The organism is Paraburkholderia sp. GAS448 (genome assembly GCF_050435685.1).
Lineage (GTDB): Bacteria > Pseudomonadota > Gammaproteobacteria > Burkholderiales > Burkholderiaceae > Paraburkholderia.
The window spans coordinates 230,661-253,686 of the sequence record NZ_JBNDKT010000012.1 but is presented as its reverse complement, the minus strand read 5'-3'; the positions used below and the strand labels follow the sequence as shown (position 1 = coordinate 253,686).

The window sequence follows — 23,026 nt, the reverse complement described above, 5'->3', positions numbered from 1 at the left end:
GCGCCCTGCCAGTTCAGGCGTCGTCCTTCAACAATGTGTGAGACAAAAGGCGTTAGAAACAAACCCCTTAAACCCGGACATTTCAACTTGGCCGGAAAGCGGACATCTGAATCTGGCCTCGACATTGTTGTGGGAGCTTTATAGAAATGTCGTGTTCTGGTCTCGGTATGCTTGCCGGTTCCCTGCGGGATTACGGAGCCGGCCATGCACTCAATCTCGCGCTCAGTCAGATGCTCGTTCGGGATTTGCCTCTCGAGAATGTCCACCTGGGAGAACAGGCGGTCAATCGGCTGGCGGGCAAAACATTCTTTACCCGACGGAAAGGCTTGCGGGAAAAAGCCGTCTTCGTGGCGGGGCCACCTTCAGACCGCGATCGTTGACAACGAGCGGTGCCCCTTCTTCGACGCCAGGCGCTGCTCGGCCGTGATGACGGCCGCGAAGTACGCGTCCGCGCCCGTCGCGCCTCATTTGTTCCTCCGAATCACAAGTGTTTGTCCGCGCCGGGTATTCGAACTCGACGCCAAAGCGCCTAAATTGGGCGCCTATCGGAGCCACAGGCCCGATCGGCAACAGAGCCCACTCAATTGATCGGAGGTTATATATGAGCACGTCACAAAAGGTCATCGTCGTTACCGGCGCGTCGCAAGGCATCGGCGCAGAAGTCGTCAAGGCTTTCCGCAAGCTCGACTATCGCGTGGTCGCCACCGCGCGCAGCATCAAGCCGTCGGAGGATCCCAACATCCTGACCGTGGCGGGCGACATCGCCGACCCCGAAACCGCCCGCCGCGTGATCAGCGAAGCCGTGGCGCGCTTTGGCCGCATCGACACGCTCGTGAACAACGCCGGCATCTTCGTCGCCAAGCCTTTTACCAGCTACACCGCGGAAGACTATGCGGCAGTCATGGGTGTGAACCTGAACGGCTTCTTCTACATCACGCAGCTCGCCATCGCTGAAATGGAGAAGCATTCCAGCGGCCACGTCGTCAGCATCAGCACCACCCTGGCCGACCACGCCATCGACGGCGTGCCTTCGGTACTCGCCTCGCTCACCAAGGGCGGCCTGAACGCGGCAACCCGGTCCCTTGCGATCGAATACGCAAAACGCGGCATTCGTGCCAACGCGGTCGCGCCGGGCATCATCAAGTCGCCGATGCACCCGGCGGAAACGCATGCGGCACTCGGCGCGCTCCATCCGATGGGTCATATGGGCGAGATGAGCGATATCGTCAACGCGATCGTGTATCTCGACTCCGCCCCGTTCGTCACCGGCGAGATCCTGCACGTCGACGGCGGCCAGAGCGCCGGGCACTAAGCGCGACCCCGCAATACCAGGCACCATCCCACACGACCGGACGCCGCCAACTAGCTGGCGGCCGGTTCGTCAACCAGGATCAAGGAGAACACCATGCCAATCGTCACGATCCAGGTGACCCGCGAGGGCACCAGGCCGGGCGTCGACTCGGTCACCGCAGAAGAGAAAGCTGAACTCATCAAGGGCGTCAGCCACCTGCTGCTCGACGTGCTGAAAAAGCCGCTCGAAGCAACCTTTGTGGTCATCCAGGAGGTGGAAACGGAGAACTGGGGCTGGGGCGGTCTACCGACTGACGTATATCGCAAGCAGCGAGGGTTGAAGTAGGGGCGTTTCGATACCACACCACGCGGCAGGATCTCGCCGATCCGCTCTAGCAGTCGCGCCTTCCAGGAGAATATCTACACCTGGTTTGTCAGCAACGGTTCAATCGCGTTCAAGGCCGATTCGAGGATCATCGCACCCCAGTCCACTTCGAGCGGCTGATCGAACATGCGCACCAGCCCATTGGGCCCTTCGAACAGACGAAGCGGGCCGGTGAAGCCACGCTTCGCGAGAGAGGCCGAATAGATCGCGCGCATGGACGATCACCATGACGATGCGCGAGCTGGATAGACGTCATCCAGGAGTTCATCGGTTCACGTCTTCGGTGGTCACCGCTTGCGCACTTCCGACCTGGCGCTGAATCACGACATTCGCGCCAGCGTGTGAGCGGCGCGCTGCCCGTACTGCATCCACCTCCGACGCGTATTGACCGCGCGAGCCAATGGCAGATGCGTGTCTGGACGACGTGACGCGGAACGTCCAGCCACCCGGTCCGACCGGAACAACGGTAATTGTTTTTTCAGGCAACTCGACGTCAAACAGGCCGGCATATGTGCCGGGATTTGTGCCGCCGTCGCTAACCTGTTCGCCTATCTTGAACTGACAGGGATGCTTTCCTTGCAACAGATGCGTGACATGCTCGTTGTCGTCCAGATCGGCACGGCGGAGCACGTCAATGAACACGTCCTGCAATCGGTCCGCTGATTCGGCAGCCAGGGCATCCGGCTCACTCATGTACACGCCGAGCTGATCATCGAACCCGATCACATATGGCCACGGTGAGCCGTTTACCGGATGGTCCGAGGATTCGAAGTGGAACAGATGAATTCTTGGTCTCATAGCGTTTTCCCCGTCTTTTTATTTTGTCTCCCGCGCCGGCTTTCCCACACTTATCGAGTGGCGCCAGCGCGGCGTCATGCCCCGTCGAGGTTATCCTCGCAGTCTTCCCAGTACCTCAGTGGATCGCGATGCAGCGGATACTCCTTGTCGAGCCATTCGGACAGGAGCTTCCACTGGGGATGGTTCGGCCCACTCCTCGTGTCCCAGAACGAGTCCTTGAGGACGCTATTGTTGCTGTCGCGATCACGGACGACGATGCGACAGCGATCATCGGACGAATGGAACTCGGACTGGAGGTAGAAGCGTGGGAGTATACGCAGCGCGGCACCCTCTACGAGCCTGCCCTCGGCGCGGACGACCGCTCCACAACAGATCCTCAGCATACCGTCTACCGAGCGATCCGCGCCCCACCCTACCGGCAACCTCACTACAGAGGTGTCTTTTCCTGCCTTGATCCAATCCATGCGCCACGCACGCGCAAGTGCATCGCGCATGTGCGCTGCGTCCTCGTAGCCTGGAGGCAGTTCAATCTCCGGCGGCAACGTGACAAGTTCGTCCCCCGTCTGCGCTGGCATGCCGACAGCCTCGAATGAATCATTGTCGAACGGGTTCGCGGGCCGGCTAGCCGAGTTAGAGCCCTCTGTCTGAAGCCCTGAGAAAAGGCTTTCGGCGGCGCGACGTGCGCGCCTGGATTTTTCACTGCCCATCAACTTCTCCGAAGGGGTTTGAGTTCTTCAGCGGCGTTAGATACATCCGTGATCTTCCTGGGTATCTGGGTTACAGCGCTGATTTGCCAAATATTGCCTGATTATCCCGCGGGTTCCATGACCGACAACAGCCCGATGATCGCAGAAGCCAGTTTCTGCCTCCTGGTCTCAAGTTGCATCAGTATTTGCCGAACCGCTTTCGCTATTTGTGCATGGTTGTGTCGGAGCGGCACCTGATTGACCCTCAAATCAGCCCGCAACCCACGCATCGTGGAAAGTGCTCCTTTAACGAGAGTCACTCCTTCGACTGTGCCCACCAATCCGGGCGAGTATCGCAGTAAAGCGCCCTGCTTACCTCGCCCTTTTGTTTTTGGGGTCTTCGCGCAACTCCATTCCGTCAAAAAATGAGATCTGCCAGACCGCAATAAATGGCCGACGTGCTGCGGATGCGCCGCGATAGCTGACAACGGCGCCCCCCCGGTGTTTCTCTCCACGATGCTGCCGGCCGGGATGTTTCCGGACGCGCTCGAAAAATCGCGACCGCTCCCGTTGACTCGATGCTGGCTTTGCGCCGACCAAAACGTCATTGGAGCCGCAAGAGCGTGTAAATTCGGATCCAGTGGTTTCCGACCTGCCGCTTCGTCTGCGGACCGGCCGTCATCGAAGTCAATCACACAGTCGCACAGGAGCCGCCATGAACACGAAACACAGCAAAAAGGGACATCTTGAAGCCGCGGCGTCACATCACGAGCAGGCAGCGCGATATCACCACGAGGCGTCGCGGCATTTCGAAGCCGGCAAAGACTATGCCCACGCCGCACACCAGGCGATGATGGCGCATGGCCATGCGTTGCACGCCATCGATCGGGCACACGACGCGGGTGCACACAGCGCCGCTACGCCGCCGATAACGCCTGCATCGACTGGTTCTGGCGCAAACAACGCGCATGTGGCGGCGCATCACGCAACAGCAGCAGAGCTTCACGAGCAGGCAGCGCTGCATATGCGCCAAGCCGTCAGGCACTTCGATCAAGACCGTGGCGCAGTCGCCCACGACGCACAGCTAGCGCTCGCCCTTGCACTGCGCGCGTTGTCCCACGGCAATGAAGCAGCCAGACTGTTTGTCAAGCTCGCTCCCGTCGAAGCTTCCTGAGCGTGGTTGTATGAATTCAGTCGGTCACCACAGATTCCACCAGCTCGAGAAAGATCCCCAACGATCTCCATGTGCACGTCCGTCAGGCGAGAGCGTTGCGCCTCGGCATTGTTTTAACGAAGAGCGCGGACATATCGCTGCCTGCTTCGCTCATGCCTGAATGGCTACCCGGCCTGCGATCCCCCTCTCTCTGATAACGGTGCATCGTTGACGGTTTTCATCCGGCCGAACGCCTGCATCCCGGCAGCGAGGCTTCCGCGTCAGGCAGGACGTCGGGTTTAAAGGCTGTATTTTCGATTTACAGATGATAACTTGTATTTTCAAAATACAGGGTATAGACTGTTATTCAAATTAACAGGCTGTAACCTGTATTGATGCATGGGCACGGACCGGAGATCTGCTGTGGACTATCCCATCAAGACGCTTGGCCAGTTGCGGCCCATCCTGCAAGGATTCCGGAAAGCCGCCGGACTCACGCAGGCCATGATGGCCAGTCACCTCGGCGTGACGCAGCAGACTTACGCGCAGCTTGAGGCCAATCCTGCCGCCGTCAGCGTGGACAGGCTATTCAAGGTCCTGCGCGTGCTGGATGTCGATCTGACGTTGACCCAAACGGCTGTCCGGCCGAAGCAGGACGGTGGCGCTGGAATGATTGTCCCTCCTTCTCCAGGCGGCATGCCTGCCGGAGACCGGCTAGCTGCGGCCCGCCCTGCTAGGACAGCTTCGGCCGTAGACGCCGGCCACGAAAAACGCACGCTCGAGCACCCCCGCAAGAAGGAGACCGCGGCGAAACGGACCAGCGCGACCACTACCCGGAAAAGCAGCGGCGATACCGGGCCAGCTACCCGACGAAGCGCCAGAAAGTCTGGGGGCGTCATCAGGAAAAGGGAGAACTGGTAAGAATGGCGCGCCGCACGCAAACGAATCGCCTCAACCTGTGGATCAATGGCTTGCCCGTTGGATACTGGGAGACCACACCTGGCGGCGAGCGTCTGGTGTATCGGGAAGACTGGATCGACGATCCGCAGGGGCGTCCGCTCTCGTTATCGCTTCCCTTTACGCCGGGCAACCAGCCTTTTCGTGGCCGGGTCGTCACAGACTATTTCGATAACCTCCTTCCTGACAGCGAGCCGATCCGGCGCCGGCTCGCCACACGCTACAGGTCGGGTGGTACCGCACCTTTCCAGCTTCTCGCGAGGCTCGGCCGCGACTGCGTCGGCGCCATCCAGCTGCTGCCGCCCGACGAGGAACCCGTCGACCTGGAAAGCATCCGGGGACGCGCGCTCAGCGACGCAGAGATCGCCCGTCTGCTGCGGGATACGACTTCGGCGCCCTATCTGGGGCAGCACGAACCGGTGGATGATCTGCGCCTGTCGATCGCCGGCGCGCAGGAAAAGACCGCCCTTCTTCGGCACGACAACCGCTGGCTTCTGCCCGAGGGCAGCACGCCGACCACGCATATACTCAAGTTGCCGCTGGGACTTGTGGGCAACATGCAGGCCGACATGCGGACCTCTGTGGAAAATGAGTGGCTCTGTTCGAAAATCGTCGCAGCCTATGGCCTGCCCATCGCCCACTGCGAGATCGCCAGGTTCGAGGATCTGAAAGTGCTCATGGTCGAACGATTCGACCGCAGGCTATCAAGCGATGCAACATGGATTTTGCGACTGCCGCAGGAAGACATGTGTCAGGCCACTGGCACGCCGCCGCTCCATAAGTACCAGTCTGACGGCGGGCCCGGTATCGAGGAGATCATGGAAGTGCTCTCCGGGTCAGAACGCGCAGCGGCGGACAGGCGCAACTTCTTCATGACGCAGATGCTCTTCTGGATGCTTGCCGCGACCGATGGTCACGCGAAGAACTTCAGCATCGCCCACCTGGCGGGCAACCGTTACGAATCCACGCCTCTCTATGACGTTCTTTCCGCCCACCCGATCATTGGCACGGGCGCCAGGCGTTTGTCCGCGCACAAGGTGAAACTTGCGATGGCTGTGCGCAGCAAGAACGTCCACTATCTGGTCAACCAGATCCAGCACCGCCAGTGGATTGCCCAGGGGCAGCGCGTCGGGTTTTCAGAGGCAGCGGTCGGGGAAATGATCGGTGAACTGACCGCGCGAACCAGGGGCGTGATCGACAAGGTTTCGGCCCTCCTGCCGCAAGACTTTCCGATGGACGTTGCCGAGGCGATTTTCAACGGCATGTTGCGGCTGGGCAGGAAACTGGCTGCGCCGGCATCAGCATGACCGTGCGCGAGCAGCAAACGACGAGCAAAATATCCGTCTGACCGCCCCCACCTGTTTGAGCCCACCATGACCTATATCGATCCTGCCGAAATCCTGAACTGGCACGCGCACATCTATTTCGATTCTTCGAGTCGGGATGTTGCGTGGACTTTCAGGGAGGCTATCGAAGCCCGCTTCGGAGGCATGTTGCAAATGGGCCGCTTCCACGAGCGCCCGGTTGGTCCCCATCCACTATGGTCGTACCAACTCGCATTCGAGCGTGAGCATTTCGCCTCGATTTTCGCGTGGCTCGCGCTGAATCACGGCGAACTCGATGTGTTCCTTCATCCGAACACGGGCAACCCATTGCGTGACCATCGGGACGCCGCTGCGTGGATTGGCCACTCGCACGCGTTGAATCTGTCGGCGTTGAGCGAATAATCAGGCATCGACAACCGGCGCCATGTCGTCGGTTCGTTTGTGGCCCGTTCCCCGAACCCGGCGGCCCGAAGATTGATGTGCGCGCCGCTCGACGCATGTCGCCCCATATCGATGAGTCGGCAATCCGGGAGTAAACCGCTGCCGCCGGCGTCAGCCCGACAGGCTGTTCGTCACGCGCGCCGGAACGCCCGTCCACCTCATTGACTCCACCCCGTGATATCGTGTAATCGCATCAGTGGACGGCCCGTGCGCCGTCGGGAACTGAACGCAATTCACAGTCGCGAGCGTCGCCATGAGTGATGTACGCCACCAACTGAGCCCGCGTGACCGCGTGGAACTCCTCTGCTGGCTCACCTGTGGGAGCCTTGGAGCCTGGTACCTGAACGGGACCTGGCCGGACGCGTCGTTTCACGTGCAGGCGGCACACAAATGGCTGGACCGTCGCATGCGGGACGCCGACTGGCTGAGTATCGCCAGGCTGTCCGCGCTCGCGCTGGACATCGCCCGTCAGCATGCCTGGTTTGTCGACGCCGAATGGGCGCGGGACGCCGTTGAAGAGATTCTGGATACGGATGACCTCAATCTCCAGGCAAGGCTGGTCCAGCAGGTGCTGGCGGATTGCGAGCGCGCCCTCGCCGACAGACGCGCGGCTGATTGATACTGTCCTGCGGTGTGCCCAACCGCGGCGGCCAGCTGTCTGGACTTCAAAATACGTAAGTGTGGACCGGATCGGGACCGAAGACACGGGGCCGCTGCGCCAGGAGCGGGTGCGTCCGGCCGGCGGTCGATCAGGTACGAAAGCGCAGTCTCACCGGCATCCTGGCCGGCACCATGGTGAAGGCGGATACCTCCTTGATCTCGGCTGGGTCGATTGTCAGCTCGATCCTGAAGTGGGCCACCAGCATCGAAACAATCAGTCTCATCTCGACGCCCGCGAGATAACGCCCTGGGCAGACTCGCGGTCCCGCGCCGAATGTCAGATAGGCCCGCTGTTCGTGCGCGCCTTCCGATGGGGCGCGCGGATGTTTCCAGCGGTCAGGATCGAACGCGTCCGGATGCGCAAAATGATGGGGATCCAGCATGGCCGGCCGCGTGAGGAATAGCATCCGCGTGCCGGCCGGCAACGCGACGCCGCCAAGGCATACATCGGTCAATGGCTCGAAGGTCTGTACGGCAGCAACTGGCCGCAGCCTGAGTGCCTCATTGCAGACCGCCTCGCATAGATCAAGGTGCCTGAGCGCGTCGTAGTCCGGGCAGACGGCCGACTGACCGAGTGCCTGACGGGAATGTTCGAAAAGCCGGTCCTGCAGGTCGACATCCGCAGCCAGGTACATCAACGCCCAGGCAATGGCGTTAGCCGTCGTGTCCTCCCCTGCGACCAGCAGCGTGAGGACGTTCGCGGAGATCTGTTCATCCGTGATCGTCGAATGTGGCTCGTCGCGCCCCGCAAGCATCGCTTCGAGCAGGTTGCGCGGCGGCTCGCCTGGAAACTCGCGCATGCGCTCGCGCGCTCTTTCGATCATTTTCTGAACGTAGCGATGCACTTCCACCATCGCCTGGTTCAGGCGTCGGTCGCGCGGAAGCGTAACGTAGCGCCAGTAAGGAAATAGCGCAGTAACACGCCTCTGCAGTGCAGGCATTATTGCCGCAAGCTGCTCCTGAATGACGCCACGCTCCTGTTCGATCGTGTGGGGGTCCTCGCCGAATGCGAGCGCACTTGTCACGTCCACTGTGTAGCGCTTGAGTTCGTCTGTCATTTCGAGCGAGCGATTTCCGGCTGCCGCGTGTTGCAGATGAACGTAAAGACGCTCGGTGATCGCTGCAAGCGTTGGGTAGAAGGCCTTGATGTTGGAAAAAGACAGCGCGTGCATCACAAGCCGGCGCTGCGGTTCCCAGGCAGCGCCTTCGGCAGAAAAGAGACCGTTGCCGCCAAGCTCGGCCATGACGGACTCAATGGGAGCAAAGCGTCGATACCGGTGAGGACGTTCCCGCATGACAGTCTGGAACAGGTCCGCCTGCGTCCACACGGTCATCGGAATGGTGCCGAGCTGAACCCGGAATGGCGAACCGAGTTGCTTCGCCCATTGCTCGAGCGTCAGGTGAAATTTCGCGGGCGCGAGCTGGAAAAGATTTCCCAGCAGCGGCAAACCAGGCGGGCACGGCAAATCTGCGACGGTCCGCGAAATTTCTTCATTGTCTAGCTGCAGGTCCGCCATACCCTCCTCCGCTTCGTATGCCGCAGTGCGGGAACAACGGGGCGCGAAGAGCGCCGTTTCAGGGAACGGGTCATCGCACGCACGCGGAAGTCGTCAATCGCAGGCCCAACTGCCGACGGGAAAGTCTGTCGGACCGCACAGGAACAAGGCCGGGCACAGGAATCGGGTAAGCACGTGCATAGATGCCGTACCACTGGGCTTGCTCTCTTCTCAATACGATTGAATCGTCGTCCGATTGCACATCGCACAAGGGAACGACAGGGCAGGTTTCCTGCAGGCCCTGGTATCGGGGATAGATAGACCGGATCCGGACGATCAGCGCGAGTTGGCCGGTTCAGGCGGTCGACAATACGCCGGGGCGCATCCGCTCATTCGGTACGGTGAGGAATGTCGTCCGGGAAAGGATACGGCGCGTGCGGACCCGGCCATTCGAGCGCTCGCGGCCCTTCCAGCGTATTGCATCCGGCAAGAATGACGATAAAGGCGCTTGCAAGCAAACCGGCGCAAATGCACCGCAGCGTTGATCTGGTGTCCATCGCCCCCCCTTGCCTGCACGCGTATTCCATATCTTTGACCGCCAATCGTCACAGTGGTTTGAACTGTCGAGGATGTCTCACCCATCGAAGCTCCTTGCTGCGATACCAGCGGGATTGGCAGCAAATCGCGAAATATCATTTCAGGCTATCGATACAAATATTCAATAGCAACGAGATAGACTGCCTCCATCGACGTTGCAGACACACTTCACCGGTCCCTGTCACGACGCCTTCCTGAATCGAAGTCAAAACGCTATTGGAGTCCAGTCATGACGAACAAGCTGATTGCTGCCCTGCTGGTTGCTGCCTCTGTGTCGATCGCTGCACCCGCCTTTGCCAGCGGCTATGGCCCGGCACCGTTCTATCGCCCCAGCGTCGGCGCACCGGCATCGCAACAAGGCCAGAGCGCACAGACCGTCGCGGCCGAGCGCGCCAGTGCGACAGCCAACAGCTCATTTGGCGGAGTGAACGCGCAATCGTCGCAATCGGGCACCCGTGAGGCGGCTTCCGGCCCGCGCTCGGTGTTCTTCGGCCATTGAGCCTGCGATTGCGGCTGCAGGCCGCGCGCGTTGAAAGCAGTCAATCAAACAATCTCTGGAGGTCCATGATGATGAAGTCACTCATTCAGGCAGTTGCCATCGCCGCGGTGCTCGCCGTTCCCGTGGCGTCGTTCGCCCAGTCGAACCAGCCGGTTACCCGTGCGCAGGTGCGCGCTGAACTGGTGCAGGTGGAACAGGCCGGCTATAGCCCGTCTCATGGCCGCGACCCCTATTACCCGTCCGATATCCAGGCTGCGGAAGCCCGCGTTGCGTCACAAAACGGCGGTACGCAAGCCGATGCAACCGGCTTCGGTCCGGGCGTGAGCGGTACGACGCAGGCTGGCCAGCGCGCCGAGGTGAGGGCCAGCTCATACTCGCCGCCGGTGTACGTGATCGGTCGTTAATCGACCGCACCAAGACGAATTGAGCCGGCAAAAGCACCGGTGGTCATCACAAGGCAAGCTCGTGCGAGCCGAAAACGCGGGCCTGCGCTTGCCGATACAGAACTCCTCCTCCGCCAGATGCCTGGTGGCTTTGCCCCGTCTCCGGACCGGGCATTTTTCTTTTGTCTCCACCCTCTTCCACGAACGACCCACGATTAGTTCAAGCCGACGCGCGCCAGAATGTGCGCGTAATCCTCGGGCGTGTCCATATCGATCGTGAAGCGATCATGCGCGGCTTCATGGACGAAGACCTCCTCGGGATGCTCGGCAATCAGTTTGCGGCACCCGGGATTGACGTGTCCGCTGATGACCTCCGCTGCATAGCTTGCGGAAAAAGCCACCGGATTGCCGCGCTGCCCGTTAAATACCGGAATCAGGATCGACCCGTGCGACATCGCGGCAAACGCGTCGATGAGTTCCCGATAGTCGGCAGCATCCAGCAGCACCTGATCCGCGAGGCAAACCATCACCACGTTGCAGGGGCCGCCGAGTGCGGCCACACCAGCCGCCACCGATGTCATTTGCCCTTCTTCGTAGCGCGGATTGCTCTGGAACCTGACCGGCAAGCCATCCAGCGCTTCCATGACGGCACGCCCTTTGAAGCCGGTCACCACCACGATTTCCTCCGGGCCCGCTCCGGCGAGTGCACTCACTGTGCGCCTGACGGCCGGCTGTCCGTCGATGGGCAGCAGCAACTTATGCTGACCCTGCATCCGTGTTGACAATCCGGCAGCCAGCACGACCGCCGAGAACGTCGGCGCGCACGGTGGCCCGGTCATCTTCCACGTGTCGCTCATGTTCTCGCCTTGTGCTCTGTGCCTCGCGCAATCGCCAGATACCTGTCGGGATCGCGTTCGAACTCGATCTTGCAACCGTCGCAACAAAAATAGACGCGCTGTCCCTGACAGTCGATCACATGCTTCGCCGATGCGATATCGATGGCCATTCCGCACACGGGGTTGAGATAACGCGCCGGCGAAACTTCGACCGATGCCATCGATTCGCACGGCCGCAAAACCGACACCGTTTCGGCTCCAGCCAGCATCGAGGCGGACACTTCGGCGCCCGCCTGCTCCAGTTCGCGGCGCAGCGTAACCAGCCCGGCGACCGCGCCCAGCGCAATCTCCTGCGGTGTGTGCGCGTGGATCGCAGGGCCGGCAGGCGCATGGAGCGCAGCAAGGCGTGCTGGGGTAATTCCGCGCGCCAGCATCGCTTCACGCAACATGTCCGCCTTGCGCCGGCTGGCGACCAGCAACACCGCCGCGGCAACGCTGCGCAAGGCTGCTTCAAGGGCGTCTTCGTCGCTGTCGCCCTGGGTTGCCACCAGAATCAGTTGCGGCTCGACCCTGTTCAGGGCGTCGGCATCGAACCCCTGGATCACCCGTTGCAAGCCGAGCGCAGCCAGCGGCGCGGTGACGTGGGCTGCCGCAGATACGCGCAGCCCGACCCGCTGCGCCAGCACACAGGATTCCAGCGCCGTGGGCGTCGAACCCAGCACGAGCACGGACGGCGCGGGCACCGTAGGCTGGATGAAGAGTTCCATCGCGCCGTTGCTCGCACACGGCATGGCGTGCGCCTCGACATCGGCCTCCGGCGCTACCCGCTCGTTGCTGATGCGAACCCGCTTCGGCAGTCCCGAGCGGATCGCCTGGCGGGCCGCCTCGATCACGATCGCCCGTGAACAGCCGCCACCGATCCAGCCGTGCAGGGCACCGTCGCTTTCCACCAGCGCCTGGGCACCCACCCACGCGGACGTGGGCGGCGCCGCGCGAATCACGGTTACCACCGCAAACGGCTCAGCTTCGTCGATCAGCCGCTGTTCGAGCTGTAAAAGGGTATCGGCGTTCATTGCAGGACGGACAACACTTGAGGTAATACGCGTTTGAGACTTGCCAGATCGCGCGCGCCCGCCAGCAGATCGACATAGGGCATGGCCGCCTGCATGCCGACGCTCGCAGGTGTGAAATCGGCACGGCTCGCAAGCGGGTTGAGCCAGACGAGACACCGGCAGCGCCGCCGGATCTTCGCAAGCGCCTGTTGCAGGGACGCGGGGTCACCCGCATCGTAGCCGTCGCTCACAACCACGACGGCGGTACGCGAATGAAGCAGCCTCGTTGCATGCTGCTGATTGAATTCCTCGAGACTGTCGCCGATGCGCGTGCCCCCTGCCCACCCTGCCGAGAGCAGTTGCAGGCGCTCCTGCGAGCGCCATGGATCGGGGTCGCGCAAGGCCTGTTCGACGCCCACCAGCCGCGTATGGAAGATGAAGCAATGCACGTCGGAGACCCGCGCACTCAGGACGCGCGCGAGCCGCAGATAGAAGAAGCTGTACAGGCTCATCGAGCGGCTCACGTCGAGCAGCAGCACGATGCGCGGACGCAGCCGCCGTTTGCGCCGCCACGCGAGATCGAGTGGCTGGCCGCCGCTCGAAATGCTGCGCCTGATCGTCCATGCCATGTCGATGACACGGCCGGCGTTCGCGCGCGCTTCGCGGCGAATCTGGATGCCCTGCAGACGCCGCACGAAACGCCGGATCGCGTCGTCGATGGCAAACAGTTCGTCGGGCTGGTTGAGGTGACGGAAGTCCGCGTGGGCGAGCGAGGTTTCCGCGGATGCGCCCTGCACGGCTGCATGGCCACGCGCGGATGCCGGCTCACCGCCGCGTCCGGCCAGAGACAGCGGTTGGCCTTCGCTGTCATCCCGGTTGTCTCCTGCGGTGGTGTCCGGCTCGATCCGGCCGGCGCCGCCGGCACGCGTTTCGACCAGTTTGCGGCGATTCGGCCGCATGAAATAAGCGTCGAACAGTGCATCGAAGCGCCGCCATTCTTCCGCGCGCGAACACAGCAACGAGCGCAGGCTCCAGCGCAGCAATACGTAGTCCAGTTGCCCCATGCGTTCTGCGACCTCCATGGAGGCGGCCACGTCGCTGCTGGTCACATGAAAATCGTTGGCGCGCAGCCATTGGGCAAAGCCGGTATAGCGCGCGACCAATGCGGCCTCCACGCCTCGCGGCAACGCGCGATCCGCAGCGCACGGAATGCCGCTCAACATGACGCCACCAATTTTTCAACGACTGGCCGTGTCAGGCCGGCCTGATCCTCGCGCGTCTTCACCAGCGCGGAAAGCGAATCCATGATCTGTTCGACGCCGTCCGAATCGATCGCGCTCACGCCGAGACGCAGCAGCGCGGCGACCCAGTCGAGCGTTTCCGCCAGACCGGGCTTTTTCTGCATGTCCATCTGCCGAACCGACTGCACGAATTCGACGATCTGTCGCGCCAGCTTCTCCGGCACGTCGGGAACCTGGGTGCGGACGATCCGCAACTCCTTCTCGAAACCCGGATAGTCGACGTACTGGTACAGACATCGGCGGCGCAGTGCATCGGAGATCTCGCGGGTGCCGTTCGAAGTCAGAATCACGAACGGCCGCTCGGTCGCGCGTATGACGCCCAGTTCCGGGATCGACAGCTGGAAATCGGAGAGCAGCTCCAGCAGATAGGCTTCAAATGCCTCGTCGGTGCGGTCGATTTCGTCGATCAGCAACACCGGCGCGGGTGTCGTCGTGATCGCTTCGAGCAGCGGACGCTTGAGCAGATAGCGCTCGGAGAAAATATCCTGTTCCTTGGTCCGAATAGACCGTTCGTCCTGCTCCAGCAATTTGATCGCCAGCAACTGGTGCTGATAGTTCCATTCGTACAGCGCTGAATGCACATCCAGGCCTTCGTAGCATTGCAGGCGAATCAGGCGCGTATCGAGCAGCCGCGCCAGCGCCTTGGCGACTTCCGTCTTGCCGACACCGGCCTCGCCTTCCAGCAACAGCGGGCGGCGCATCTCCATCGTCAGCAGCAAGGTGGCGGCAAAGCTGCGCTCGGCGATGAAGCCATGCCGCTCCAGCCGCTGCTGCAGGCTCACGACGTCGTTCATGCGATCGGTCGCCATGGACGCCTCGATTCTCAGGCCGTCTTGCGGGAGAAAAGGCCCCGCAGCCAGTCGCGTATGACGGCCCACGCCAGCGCGAGGCCGTTCAGTTCGGAATGCGGTGCTTCGCTCTCAGGCGTCCCGGAAGCCGCTTCGGCATCGGACGATGACGTGGCAGCCGACTGCATGGTCGCGAGACGCGCCGCGAAGTTGGCCACAAACTGTTTGAGCATCTGGTCCGCCACCGGCTGCATCAGGCGTCCACCGAGGGCGGCCGCCTTGCCGCTCATCGTCACCTCGCTCCTGCCGGTCAGCTCGCATGCCTCACCCGCGGCTCGCACCGCAGCGACCAGATCCATCGACGCCGCCGACGTACCCGTCGCATCCGCGCCCTTCCCCACCAGATGCAGGCTGCGCGCCGTGGCATCGAGGTCGATCACCTCGATCTCGCCCCTGAACGACATCGTGGCGGGCCCAAGCCGCACGGTGATGGTCCCTTTGTAATGCGTCGCGTCGATGCGCTCGGTGATCTTCGCGCCCGGCATGCATCCGGCCACGGCCTCGATGTCCTGCATCAGCTGCCATGCGCTGTCCGCCGTGGCAGCGAGGGGAAACACTTTTTCAAGTACGACTTTCATGAAGCCACCTTTCGCGTGTGTGACGGATGGAGGCGCGCGCGGCGCCTCCTCGGCTGCCCGCTACTGCCTCGTCAGTCCGAGCGCGCGGCATTGCTGCCACACGCGATACGCGTTATGCGGCATGTTCATGTGCGTCACGCCCAGATGCGCAAACGCATCGACCATGGTCGCCGTGAAACACGGAATCGAGCCGACGTGCGGCGATTCGGCAACGCCTTTCGCCCCGATCGGATGATGCGGAGACGGCGTCACCGTGAAATCAGTCTCCCAATGCGGCGTCTCCACGGCAGTCGGCACGAAGTAATCCAGCAACGTGGCGCCCAGCAGATTGCCGGCTTCGTCGTAGGGCATTTCCTGCCCCATCGACACCGCGAAGCCTTCCGTCAAGCCGCCGTGGATCTGGCCTTCGATGATCATCGGGTTGATCCGCGTGCCGCAGTCGTCGAGTGCGTAGAAGCGGCGCACCCGCGTTTCGCCGGTATAGCGGTTCACTTCGAGCACGCACACATACGCGCCGAACGGAAACGTGAAGTTGGGCGGGTCATAGTAGTCGACGGCTTCAAGGCCCATCTCCATGCCTTCGGGCACGTTGTTGTACGCGGCCCAGGCCACTTCCTTGACGGTCTTGAACTGCCCGGGCGACCCCTTGAGCACGAAGCGGTCGAGATCGAATTCGACGTCGTTCGGGCTTGCTTCGAGCAGGTGCGCGGCGATCTGCCGGGCCTTCTCGCGGATCTTGCGCGACGCCCGCGCGACTGCGGCACCCGCTACCGGCGTCGAGCGTGAGCCATAGGTGCCGAGTCCGTAGGGCGCGGTGGACGTATCGCCTTCCTCAACCGTAATCACCGACGCCGGGATACCCGCCTCGGACGCGATGATCTGTGCGTAAGTGGTCTGGTGACCTTGCCCTTGCGTAATCGTGCCCATGCGCGCAATGGCCGAGCCGTCGGGATGCACGCGTATCTCGCAGGAGTCGAACATGCCGACGCCCAGGATGTCGCACATCTTCGAGGGGCCCGCACCGACGATCTCGGTGAAATTCACCACACCGATGCCCATCAACCATTCGGCGTCCGGGTCGGCCCGGCGCGCAGCCTGTTCGGCACGCAGCGCCGGATAGTCGACGGCTGCCAGCACCTTCCTGAGCGCAGGTTCGTAGTCGCCTGAATCGTATTCGAGCCCGAGCGGCGTGGTGTACGGAAACTGCTCCTTGCGGATGAAATTGCGCAGACGGATTTCGGCCTTGTCGATACCGAGTTTCTGCGCGAGCACGTCCACCATCCGCTCGATCAGATAGACCGCCTCGGTCACCCGGAACGAGCATCGATACGCCACACCGCCAGGAAACTTGTTGGTATAGACGCCGTCGACCGAGACGAACGCATTCGGTATCGCATAGGAGCCGGTGCAGACATGGAACATGCCGGCGGGCCATTTGGTCGGATCGGCGCAGGCGTCGAAGGCGCCGTGGTCGGCGGTGACGTGGACACGCAGCGCCTTGATGCGCCCGTCGCGATCGGCGGCCAGTTCGCCCGTCATGTGGTAGTCGCGCGCGAAAGCCGTGCTGCTCAGGTTCTCGGCACGCGACTCGATCCACTTGACGGGCCGCCCGAGCACGATCGACGCAACGATCGACGTCACGTAGCCGGGATACACGCCCACCTTGTTGCCGAAGCCGCCGCCGATGTCCGGCGAAATGATGCGGATTTTCGATTCAGGAATCGCCGACAGCAGGCCGACCACCGTACGCACGACATGCGGCGCCTGCGACGTGATGTAGACCGTCAGATCGCCGCGCGCCTTGTCGAACGAGGCAACGCAGCCGCAGGTCTCCAGCGGACACGGATGCACGCGCGGATACAGCATGTCCTGCACGACGGTGACGTCGGCGTTATCGAAGACGCGGTCGGTCTTGTCCTTGTCGCCGATGTTCCAGGTGAAGATGTGATTGGGATGCCTGCGCGCGCCGTGCGCACCGGCCTGTTTGTCGCGAATGTCCTCGCGGATCACGGGCGCATCCGGCGCCAGCGCCGCGACCGGATCGATCACCGCCGGCAGTTCCTCGTATTCGACTTCCACGAGTTCGGCGGCGTCGGCGGCCACATAGCGGTCGTCGGCAACGACGAACGCCACCTCCTGATTCTGGAAGCAGACCTTTTCGTCGGCCAGCACGGCCTGCACGTCGCCCGCGAGCGTCGGCATCCAGTGCAGCTTGAGCGGCTTCAGATCGTCGGCGGTCAGCACGGCGTGCACGCCGGGATGCGCGAGTGCGCGCGACTTGTCGATCTTCTTCACGCGTGCATGCGCATACGGACTGCGGACCATCACACCGAACAGCATGCCCGGCATCTTGATGTCGTCGACGTAGGTGCCCTTGCCCTGAATGAAACGCGGATCCTCACGGCGTTTGCGCGAGCAACCCATGCCCTCCAGCGCGGCCAGACGATCGAGATTGGCGTCGATATTTCCCATGGCGAGGCTCCCGGGCGTCAGTGCGCGGCCGCTGGGGTCAGCGGATGCGATGTTTCGACCGCTTCGCCGCGCAACTTGCGCGCCGCGTATTGCACGGCCTTCACGATGTTCTGATAGCCCGTGCAGCGGCACAGGTTGCCTGCCATCCAGTAACGGATCTCTTCGTCGGTCGGGTTCGGGTTCTCCTGCAACAGTCGCCACGCGCGCATCAGCATGCCTGGCGTACAGAAACCGCATTGCAGGCCGTGTTCCTGCATGAAACCTTCCTGCAATGCATGCAGTTCGCCGCCCGGCGCAAGCCCCTCGACGGTGAACACCTCCGCGCCTTCAGCCTGCACCGTGAGGACCGTACAGGATTTGACCGACATGCCGTTGAAATCGACCGTACACGCGCCGCAGTGCGACGTCTCACAACCGATATGAGGCCCGGTATGCAGACACTTTTCGCGCAGCGTGTGGATCAGCAGTTCACGCGGCTCCACCACCACATCCGTTTCCTTGCCGTTCAGACTGAACGACACCATGGCCTTTCTGTTCATGTCGTGTTCTCCGTGAAACCCGCTTCAGTGTGCGGCCCGCGAATACGCGGTGGTCAATGCTCGCCGCGTCATCTCGCCCGCCATCGCCGTCTTGTATTCGATGTCGCCGCGTAGATCGGCGACCGGCTCGCAGACGTCCATCGCGAGGCGCGCGGCTTCAGCAATGGCTGCTTCGTCGAGCGGCTTGCCGAGTAGCGACTGCTCCGCGGCGGCGGCTCTCAACGCGGTCGGCGCGACGTTGGTCAAGGCAATGCGAACGTCGCTGACGGCGCCGTTGCTCATGCGCAGTGTCACGGCTGCGGCAGCTGTCGCGAAGTCGCCGGTCTTGCGCTTCAGTTTCGCGTAGCAGGAGCCGGTGCCGGCTTGCGGCACCGGAATACGGATCTCGGTCATGATTTCGCCCGGTTCGAGCAGCGTCATGTAGGTGCCGAGAAAGAAGCCGTCAGCCGGCACGACACGTTTGCCCTGCCCGCCCGCGAGCACAAACGACGCATCGAGCGCCAGCATCAGCGCGGGATGATCGTTGCCGGGATCGCCGTGCGAGATGTCGCCGCCCAGCGTGCCGCGGTAGCGAACCTGCGGATCCGAAATCTGCCGCGCACCTTCGACAATTAGCGGACACTTCGCCTGCAGCAACGTGGACCAGATCAGTTCGTTCTCGGTCGTCATCGCGCCGATGCAGATTTCACTGGCGACTTCCCGAATGCCTTTGAGCTCGCTCAGCTTGCCGAGGTCGATCAGATGGCCCGGTTCGGCAAAACGCAGCTTCATCATCGGCAACAGGCTATGTCCGCCAGCAAGCAGTTTCGCTTCGTCGCCCAGTTCGCCGAGGAGCGCGATGGCTTCCGGCAAGGTGCGCGGGACGTGATATTCGAATGGTCGAGGGATCACCTGGGCCTCCTTTGGTTGTCATCCGCCCGCGAAGTGGAGCGTCATCGGCCTTTGTCGAGCATTTCACAATGCAACGCAGCAATTCAACGCGATTTCCCGAGTGGTGGCGCACGCGCGCCAACCACCGTAAAACGTGCATGAAACCGGTTCGCGGCGGATGATTCCGTGCCAGGGCGCGCGCAGGCCACCACCGTTACTGAATGACGATTCCACGACGCGCAACAGATTTTCAATACGGATTTCCCGAACTGAGGAATGCTCTGCGTGAACGGTCCGAAACTTGCGCGAAATGCGGAAAAGACATACAACGGAGACAATTCGCCTGAGAGCGTTGACAGCCCCATGAGGGCAGGAGACCTGGCATGAAACCGCCTGAACACGCCCCTTTAGCGGCGTCGGAACCTCGTCGTGGGGAGACGTTTCAGCACAAACTGGAGCAGTTCAATCCGGGGATGGTATGGCTCGACGCGCAGGGTCACGTGACCGCGTTCAATGACGTCGCCCTGCAGATTCTCGGCCCTGCCAGCGAGCAATCGCTTGGGGTTCAGCAGGACAAGCTGTTCGGAATCGATGTGGTGCAGTTGCACCCGGAAAAAAGCCGCGACAAACTGCGTTTTTTGCTGGAATCGCGCGATGCGGGCGGTTGCCCGGTGAAGTCACCGCCGCCGGTTGCGATGATGATCAACATCCCCGACCGGATCCTGATGATCAAGGTCTCCCGGATGAGCGGCATCGGTGGCACGTGCGGCACCTGCATGATCTTCTACGACGTTACCGATCTCACGACCGAGCCGTCCGGACACGGATCGGGCGGCCATCTCGCAGAGCCGCGCCGCCTCTTCAAGATTCCTGTCTACCGGAAAAACCGGGTGATCCTGATCGACCTGAAGGACATCGTGCGCTTCCAGGGTTACGGGCACTACACGACCATCGTCACGAAGGACGACCACTATCTGTCCAATCTCTCGCTCGCCGATCTCGAACTGCGGCTGGACGACAGCATCTACCTGCGGGTGCACCGCAGCCATATCGTCAGCCTTCCGTATGCGGTCGAACTGATCAAGTCAGACGAAAGCGTCAATCTGGTGATGGACGATGCCGAGCAGACCCAGGTGCCGGTCAGCCGGTCGAAAACCGCGCAACTGAAAGAGCTGCTAGGCGTGGTTTGAGGCCCCGAGGCGTGACATGCGCCGAATCAGCCAGTTATAACATCGGACATTGGACGGGCTGTCCGGTTGTCTGCCTGCAATGGTAAAACCAGCGGTTCAGAATCTGCGGATATCCCGCTCACGCAGCGGGTCAGGCGTCTTCTGCGTTTCACGCAAAATGCCGTCGGTGTCGAATGAAAAGTTGAAAAGAAGGTGCGTGATGTTGTTTTCGACATATCGATACGACCACACCTCCCGTTGCGTTCGCCGAAAGAATGCGGTCTGCACGGGACGGCCGAAATTGATCAGTACGTCCTCGCGCGTCCATTTGCCGATCTCCGCGCGATAGAACTCCCTCGCCTGCAGCACCTGACGCACGTTCAGAATCTTGCCGGACGCATCCACGTCGGCGGCGACGGTCGTTACACCCATGGGCTGGGTCGGCCACATCAGCCGTCTGCCGCCGCCCGGCAGTTCATAGGCCTCGCGCGGCGGACCCAGGCGGGCAATGATCGCCGACTGGTCTTCGCCGGGCTGGAACTGCTGCCACGGCTGCGCGCAGCCCGTAAGCGCCAGCATCGCAACACCGACGAGCATTGCGTGACGCACGGCAATGCGTGTCCGCGCCTTTGAAGGCGTACAGACAGGAGCATGACCCGGGCGGGCGAACATGGCTTCCTCATTCCTCCACGGAAGGTCCCGCTTCAGCACGAAGCTCCCGCGATCCTTCGGTGCGGCAACCGGACTGCTGCGTCGACACGCGCCGCGGCGTGATCTTCGCACTCACACGCTGGGCCACGAACCGGTCACGAACGGGCCCGCCCAAACGCGCGTTTTTCCACCCAAATATCTACAACAGGATCGTCCCGGTGAACGTCCTGCCAGTCGAATCGATTTCGTGCGCGAGGCGGCTCGCGGTCGACGCGCTACCGTGGTGAAAAAACGGCAGCACGCGCCACGAGCGCCAGGCGGCAGGAACGAGCCTGACGGGTGCGCTTACGTCCCTTCCGCGCGGATCGACAGCGCGTTCTTCACCGAAGTGACGCCGTCCACGCCCTTGGCGATATCGGTTGCCTTATCGCTCAAGTCCTGCTCCGGTACCGTGCCTTGCAGAACAATGGCGCCATGGCTTGCACGAACGGTGATATGGGACGCGCCGACCCCCAACGACTTGGAGAGCGCGGTACGAACTTTTCGTCCCAACGCGCGGTTGGCGGCGCTATCTGCCTTGTGCTGGGCCTTGGCGTTCGGGGCCATGTTGTCGGCGGCAGGCGCCGCTTCGCTCGTTTGGGCATAGGCCTGGATGGAGGCCATTACGAGCAGCGCGCCGCTTGCCAGTTTGATTGCGTGAATTGCTTTCATTGAATTTTCTCCTGTTGTCACAATGATTGAACGGCGGACGACGATGCAACTACATAACTCGACCTCGTGAGGAGTGAGGCTCGAGCCTTCTTCAATCCGGCCGATGCGAGGTTCGCACGCCGCAGCGGCACGGCGATATTATTGGCGACCGCCCCTGATATTGCCGGCCACTCCGCCGGCGGCGCCGCCGATGATCGCACCAGTCCAGGCGTCGCCGCCCGAGATGGCAGCAATACCGGCCCCCCCAGCGGCGCCGATTGCAGCACCACTCATCGTTCCCTGCTGCCTTGGCGTCATGTCCGTGCATCCGATCACGATCGGCATAGCCCCAATCACCGCGATCCAGCGAAGTCGTTTCATGATCGATCTCCGTTACGGGTTCTTTTTCAGACCAGGCAGGACCATTTGAAACCAGATGGTCTCGATTACCGGATGCTGGATTTTCGTAGGATTGGCGGCGTAGTAGTTGTCGAGACCCTGACGCACGCTGTCGAGGGTTTGACCTTGCATGCCCTTCACGAAACGCGGTGCGATATCCTGGCTATCGGCCGGCGTATTGCTACCGTAGTAGGCGCGTTCGACCTCGAGCAGATTGGCAATGCCAACCAGATACGCCTTCTTGGCCTCATCCGAAGAGGTGGTCCATTGCTCGCCCGTCACTATCGGGACTGACTGTGCGCGGGCGCCATTGCCCAACAGCGCCAACGACAGGAAGCTCAGAGATAACAGCGTACGCCATTGTGGTTTGGTTGCCATCACGTACTCCATGGTAGTCATACTCTCCAGCGCTCAACCGCCGACAGCGTCCGGCGGCATCCAATCGGGCATCCAGACGGGGTCAATCTGTCGAGGTCTCCTTTTTCGCAACCGCAGAGCCCCGCAGAAGCTCGAAGCCGGGCGTGAACGCGACCAGTATGCGCCATGTCTGACAAGCTTCGGATCCCTCCCATGCGGCTCAACGCAGTCGACGATTCGACGTGAGCGGTTCAAGGTATCCGGATGCTCTTTGCATAAGCCAGTTTGGCGTCCATTCCATACTTCGACTTTATAGCCGATATTTGCATGATGTCGCCACACCTTTGTAGCGAGTCAACTACATAATCGCCAGGTCGACTCCGGCGGCAACCGGGGCGTCGCGCCGGCGCACGCATGATGGGTTCGTTCTACGTATCGCGCGGATCGGCTGCCATAGAATTGACATGTTGTATCGCAGCCATGAGAGCACGTCGCCCATTCGAAAGACCTGTTGCAACGCAAAAGGAATTGATCGACTACCTGGCGGACGACCAGCAGAACCGCTGACCACGCACGGCCGCGCCTCAGGTGAAC

General features: G+C 61.9%; 27 protein-coding genes. 11 read left to right on the top strand and 16 right to left on the bottom strand.

Annotated elements, in window-relative coordinates:
• Positions 1-167 precede the first annotated feature (167 nt).
• The 3 genes from P3T23_RS22940 to P3T23_RS22930 all read left to right on the top strand — a co-directional run bounded on the left by P3T23_RS22940 (position 168) and on the right by P3T23_RS22930 (position 1,636).
• Positions 168-380: a hypothetical protein gene (locus P3T23_RS22940; RefSeq protein ID WP_429318407.1), complete on the top strand. Its 213-nt coding sequence runs from the start codon at positions 168-170 to the stop codon at positions 378-380.
• A gap of 203 nt (positions 381-583) precedes the next feature.
• Positions 584-1,312 (top strand): SDR family NAD(P)-dependent oxidoreductase, encoded by a 729-nt coding sequence (locus tag P3T23_RS22935; RefSeq protein WP_429318423.1) that lies wholly within the window; start codon positions 584-586, stop codon positions 1,310-1,312.
• Between the two features lie 93 nt (positions 1,313-1,405).
• The gene (locus P3T23_RS22930; protein ID WP_429318406.1) at positions 1,406-1,636 is read left to right on the top strand and encodes a tautomerase family protein; all 231 of its coding nucleotides are present in this window, start codon (positions 1,406-1,408) and stop codon (positions 1,634-1,636) included.
• A gap of 74 nt (positions 1,637-1,710) precedes the next feature.
• On the opposite strand, the gene P3T23_RS22925 is transcribed toward P3T23_RS22930, so the two are convergent.
• The 3 genes from P3T23_RS22925 to P3T23_RS22915 form a co-directional block, all read right to left on the bottom strand.
• On the bottom strand, positions 1,711-1,890 hold the full coding sequence (locus P3T23_RS22925) for a hypothetical protein (protein WP_429318405.1): 180 nt from the start codon (positions 1,888-1,890) through the stop codon (positions 1,711-1,713).
• 49 nt (positions 1,891-1,939) lie between these two features.
• Complete coding sequence (locus P3T23_RS22920; protein WP_429318404.1) at positions 1,940-2,473, bottom strand: hypothetical protein; 534 nt, start codon at positions 2,471-2,473, stop codon at positions 1,940-1,942.
• 74 nt (positions 2,474-2,547) lie between these two features.
• Positions 2,548-3,180 (bottom strand): hypothetical protein, encoded by a 633-nt coding sequence (locus P3T23_RS22915; RefSeq protein ID WP_429318403.1) that lies wholly within the window; start codon positions 3,178-3,180, stop codon positions 2,548-2,550.
• A 694-nt stretch (positions 3,181-3,874) separates the two neighbouring features.
• Between P3T23_RS22915 and P3T23_RS22910 the strand changes: the two genes are divergently transcribed.
• The 5 genes from P3T23_RS22910 to P3T23_RS22890 all read left to right on the top strand — a co-directional run bounded on the left by P3T23_RS22910 (position 3,875) and on the right by P3T23_RS22890 (position 7,654).
• The gene (locus tag P3T23_RS22910) at positions 3,875-4,333 is read left to right on the top strand and encodes a hypothetical protein (RefSeq protein WP_429318402.1); all 459 of its coding nucleotides are present in this window, start codon (positions 3,875-3,877) and stop codon (positions 4,331-4,333) included.
• Between the two features lie 402 nt (positions 4,334-4,735).
• Positions 4,736-5,233, top strand: a complete 498-nt coding sequence (locus P3T23_RS22905) for a helix-turn-helix domain-containing protein (protein WP_429318401.1) — start codon at positions 4,736-4,738, stop codon at positions 5,231-5,233.
• Between the two features lie 2 nt (positions 5,234-5,235).
• Positions 5,236-6,576 carry a type II toxin-antitoxin system HipA family toxin gene (locus P3T23_RS22900; RefSeq protein WP_429318400.1) on the top strand — a complete coding sequence of 447 codons (1,341 nt, stop codon included), beginning with the start codon at positions 5,236-5,238 and terminating at the stop codon, positions 6,574-6,576.
• Between the two features lie 66 nt (positions 6,577-6,642).
• The gene (locus tag P3T23_RS22895) at positions 6,643-6,996 is read left to right on the top strand and encodes a DOPA 4,5-dioxygenase family protein (RefSeq protein WP_429318399.1); all 354 of its coding nucleotides are present in this window, start codon (positions 6,643-6,645) and stop codon (positions 6,994-6,996) included.
• 292 nt (positions 6,997-7,288) lie between these two features.
• Complete coding sequence (locus P3T23_RS22890) at positions 7,289-7,654, top strand: hypothetical protein (RefSeq protein ID WP_429318398.1); 366 nt, start codon at positions 7,289-7,291, stop codon at positions 7,652-7,654.
• 130 nt (positions 7,655-7,784) lie between these two features.
• Here the strand turns inward: P3T23_RS22890 and P3T23_RS22885 are convergent, their stop codons facing one another.
• On the bottom strand, positions 7,785-9,212 hold the full coding sequence (locus P3T23_RS22885) for a cytochrome P450 (protein WP_429318397.1): 1,428 nt from the start codon (positions 9,210-9,212) through the stop codon (positions 7,785-7,787).
• A gap of 805 nt (positions 9,213-10,017) precedes the next feature.
• Between P3T23_RS22885 and P3T23_RS22880 the strand changes: the two genes are divergently transcribed.
• Positions 10,018-10,287: a hypothetical protein gene (locus P3T23_RS22880; RefSeq protein ID WP_429318396.1), complete on the top strand. Its 270-nt coding sequence runs from the start codon at positions 10,018-10,020 to the stop codon at positions 10,285-10,287.
• A gap of 71 nt (positions 10,288-10,358) precedes the next feature.
• Complete coding sequence (locus tag P3T23_RS22875; RefSeq protein WP_429318422.1) at positions 10,359-10,691, top strand: DUF4148 domain-containing protein; 333 nt, start codon at positions 10,359-10,361, stop codon at positions 10,689-10,691.
• A gap of 194 nt (positions 10,692-10,885) precedes the next feature.
• Here the strand turns inward: P3T23_RS22875 and P3T23_RS22870 are convergent, their stop codons facing one another.
• From P3T23_RS22870 to P3T23_RS22835, 8 genes are read right to left on the bottom strand one after another with little or no spacing between them, the layout of a single operon-like run.
• A complete protein-coding gene (locus P3T23_RS22870) occupies positions 10,886-11,527 on the bottom strand; it encodes a nucleotidyltransferase family protein (RefSeq protein ID WP_429318395.1) in 642 nt (213 codons plus the stop codon).
• Positions 11,524-12,579: an XdhC family protein gene (locus P3T23_RS22865; protein ID WP_429318394.1), complete on the bottom strand. Its 1,056-nt coding sequence runs from the start codon at positions 12,577-12,579 to the stop codon at positions 11,524-11,526. The genes P3T23_RS22870 and P3T23_RS22865 overlap by 4 nt, the downstream gene beginning before the upstream one ends.
• Complete coding sequence (locus P3T23_RS22860; RefSeq protein ID WP_429318393.1) at positions 12,576-13,781, bottom strand: vWA domain-containing protein; 1,206 nt, start codon at positions 13,779-13,781, stop codon at positions 12,576-12,578. Before P3T23_RS22860 ends, P3T23_RS22865 begins: the two co-directional genes overlap by 4 nt.
• Positions 13,775-14,668, bottom strand: coding sequence for an AAA family ATPase (locus tag P3T23_RS22855; RefSeq protein WP_429318392.1), 894 nt, complete (start codon positions 14,666-14,668; stop codon positions 13,775-13,777). Before P3T23_RS22855 ends, P3T23_RS22860 begins: the two co-directional genes overlap by 7 nt.
• Positions 14,669-14,682: 14 nt before the next feature.
• On the bottom strand, positions 14,683-15,285 hold the full coding sequence (locus tag P3T23_RS22850) for an SRPBCC family protein (protein WP_429318391.1): 603 nt from the start codon (positions 15,283-15,285) through the stop codon (positions 14,683-14,685).
• A gap of 60 nt (positions 15,286-15,345) precedes the next feature.
• Positions 15,346-17,757 carry an aerobic carbon-monoxide dehydrogenase large subunit gene (locus P3T23_RS22845; protein WP_429318390.1) on the bottom strand — a complete coding sequence of 804 codons (2,412 nt, stop codon included), beginning with the start codon at positions 17,755-17,757 and terminating at the stop codon, positions 15,346-15,348.
• Between the two features lie 17 nt (positions 17,758-17,774).
• Positions 17,775-18,296 (bottom strand): (2Fe-2S)-binding protein, encoded by a 522-nt coding sequence (locus tag P3T23_RS22840; RefSeq protein ID WP_429318389.1) that lies wholly within the window; start codon positions 18,294-18,296, stop codon positions 17,775-17,777.
• A 24-nt stretch (positions 18,297-18,320) separates the two neighbouring features.
• Positions 18,321-19,187 carry an FAD binding domain-containing protein gene (locus P3T23_RS22835; RefSeq protein WP_429318388.1) on the bottom strand — a complete coding sequence of 289 codons (867 nt, stop codon included), beginning with the start codon at positions 19,185-19,187 and terminating at the stop codon, positions 18,321-18,323.
• A 362-nt stretch (positions 19,188-19,549) separates the two neighbouring features.
• Between P3T23_RS22835 and P3T23_RS22830 the strand changes: the two genes are divergently transcribed.
• Positions 19,550-20,356 (top strand): LytTR family transcriptional regulator DNA-binding domain-containing protein, encoded by an 807-nt coding sequence (locus P3T23_RS22830; protein ID WP_429318387.1) that lies wholly within the window; start codon positions 19,550-19,552, stop codon positions 20,354-20,356.
• 96 nt (positions 20,357-20,452) lie between these two features.
• On the opposite strand, the gene P3T23_RS22825 is transcribed toward P3T23_RS22830, so the two are convergent.
• From P3T23_RS22825 to P3T23_RS22810, 4 genes are all read right to left on the bottom strand, one after another.
• On the bottom strand, positions 20,453-21,007 hold the full coding sequence (locus P3T23_RS22825) for a hypothetical protein (protein ID WP_429318386.1): 555 nt from the start codon (positions 21,005-21,007) through the stop codon (positions 20,453-20,455).
• Positions 21,008-21,331: 324 nt separating this feature from the next.
• Complete coding sequence (locus P3T23_RS22820; protein WP_429318385.1) at positions 21,332-21,697, bottom strand: BON domain-containing protein; 366 nt, start codon at positions 21,695-21,697, stop codon at positions 21,332-21,334.
• A gap of 138 nt (positions 21,698-21,835) precedes the next feature.
• Positions 21,836-22,057 carry a hypothetical protein gene (locus P3T23_RS22815; RefSeq protein WP_429318384.1) on the bottom strand — a complete coding sequence of 74 codons (222 nt, stop codon included), beginning with the start codon at positions 22,055-22,057 and terminating at the stop codon, positions 21,836-21,838.
• 12 nt (positions 22,058-22,069) lie between these two features.
• Positions 22,070-22,453 carry a hypothetical protein gene (locus P3T23_RS22810; RefSeq protein ID WP_429318421.1) on the bottom strand — a complete coding sequence of 128 codons (384 nt, stop codon included), beginning with the start codon at positions 22,451-22,453 and terminating at the stop codon, positions 22,070-22,072.
• Between the last annotated feature and the right edge of the window lie 573 nt (positions 22,454-23,026).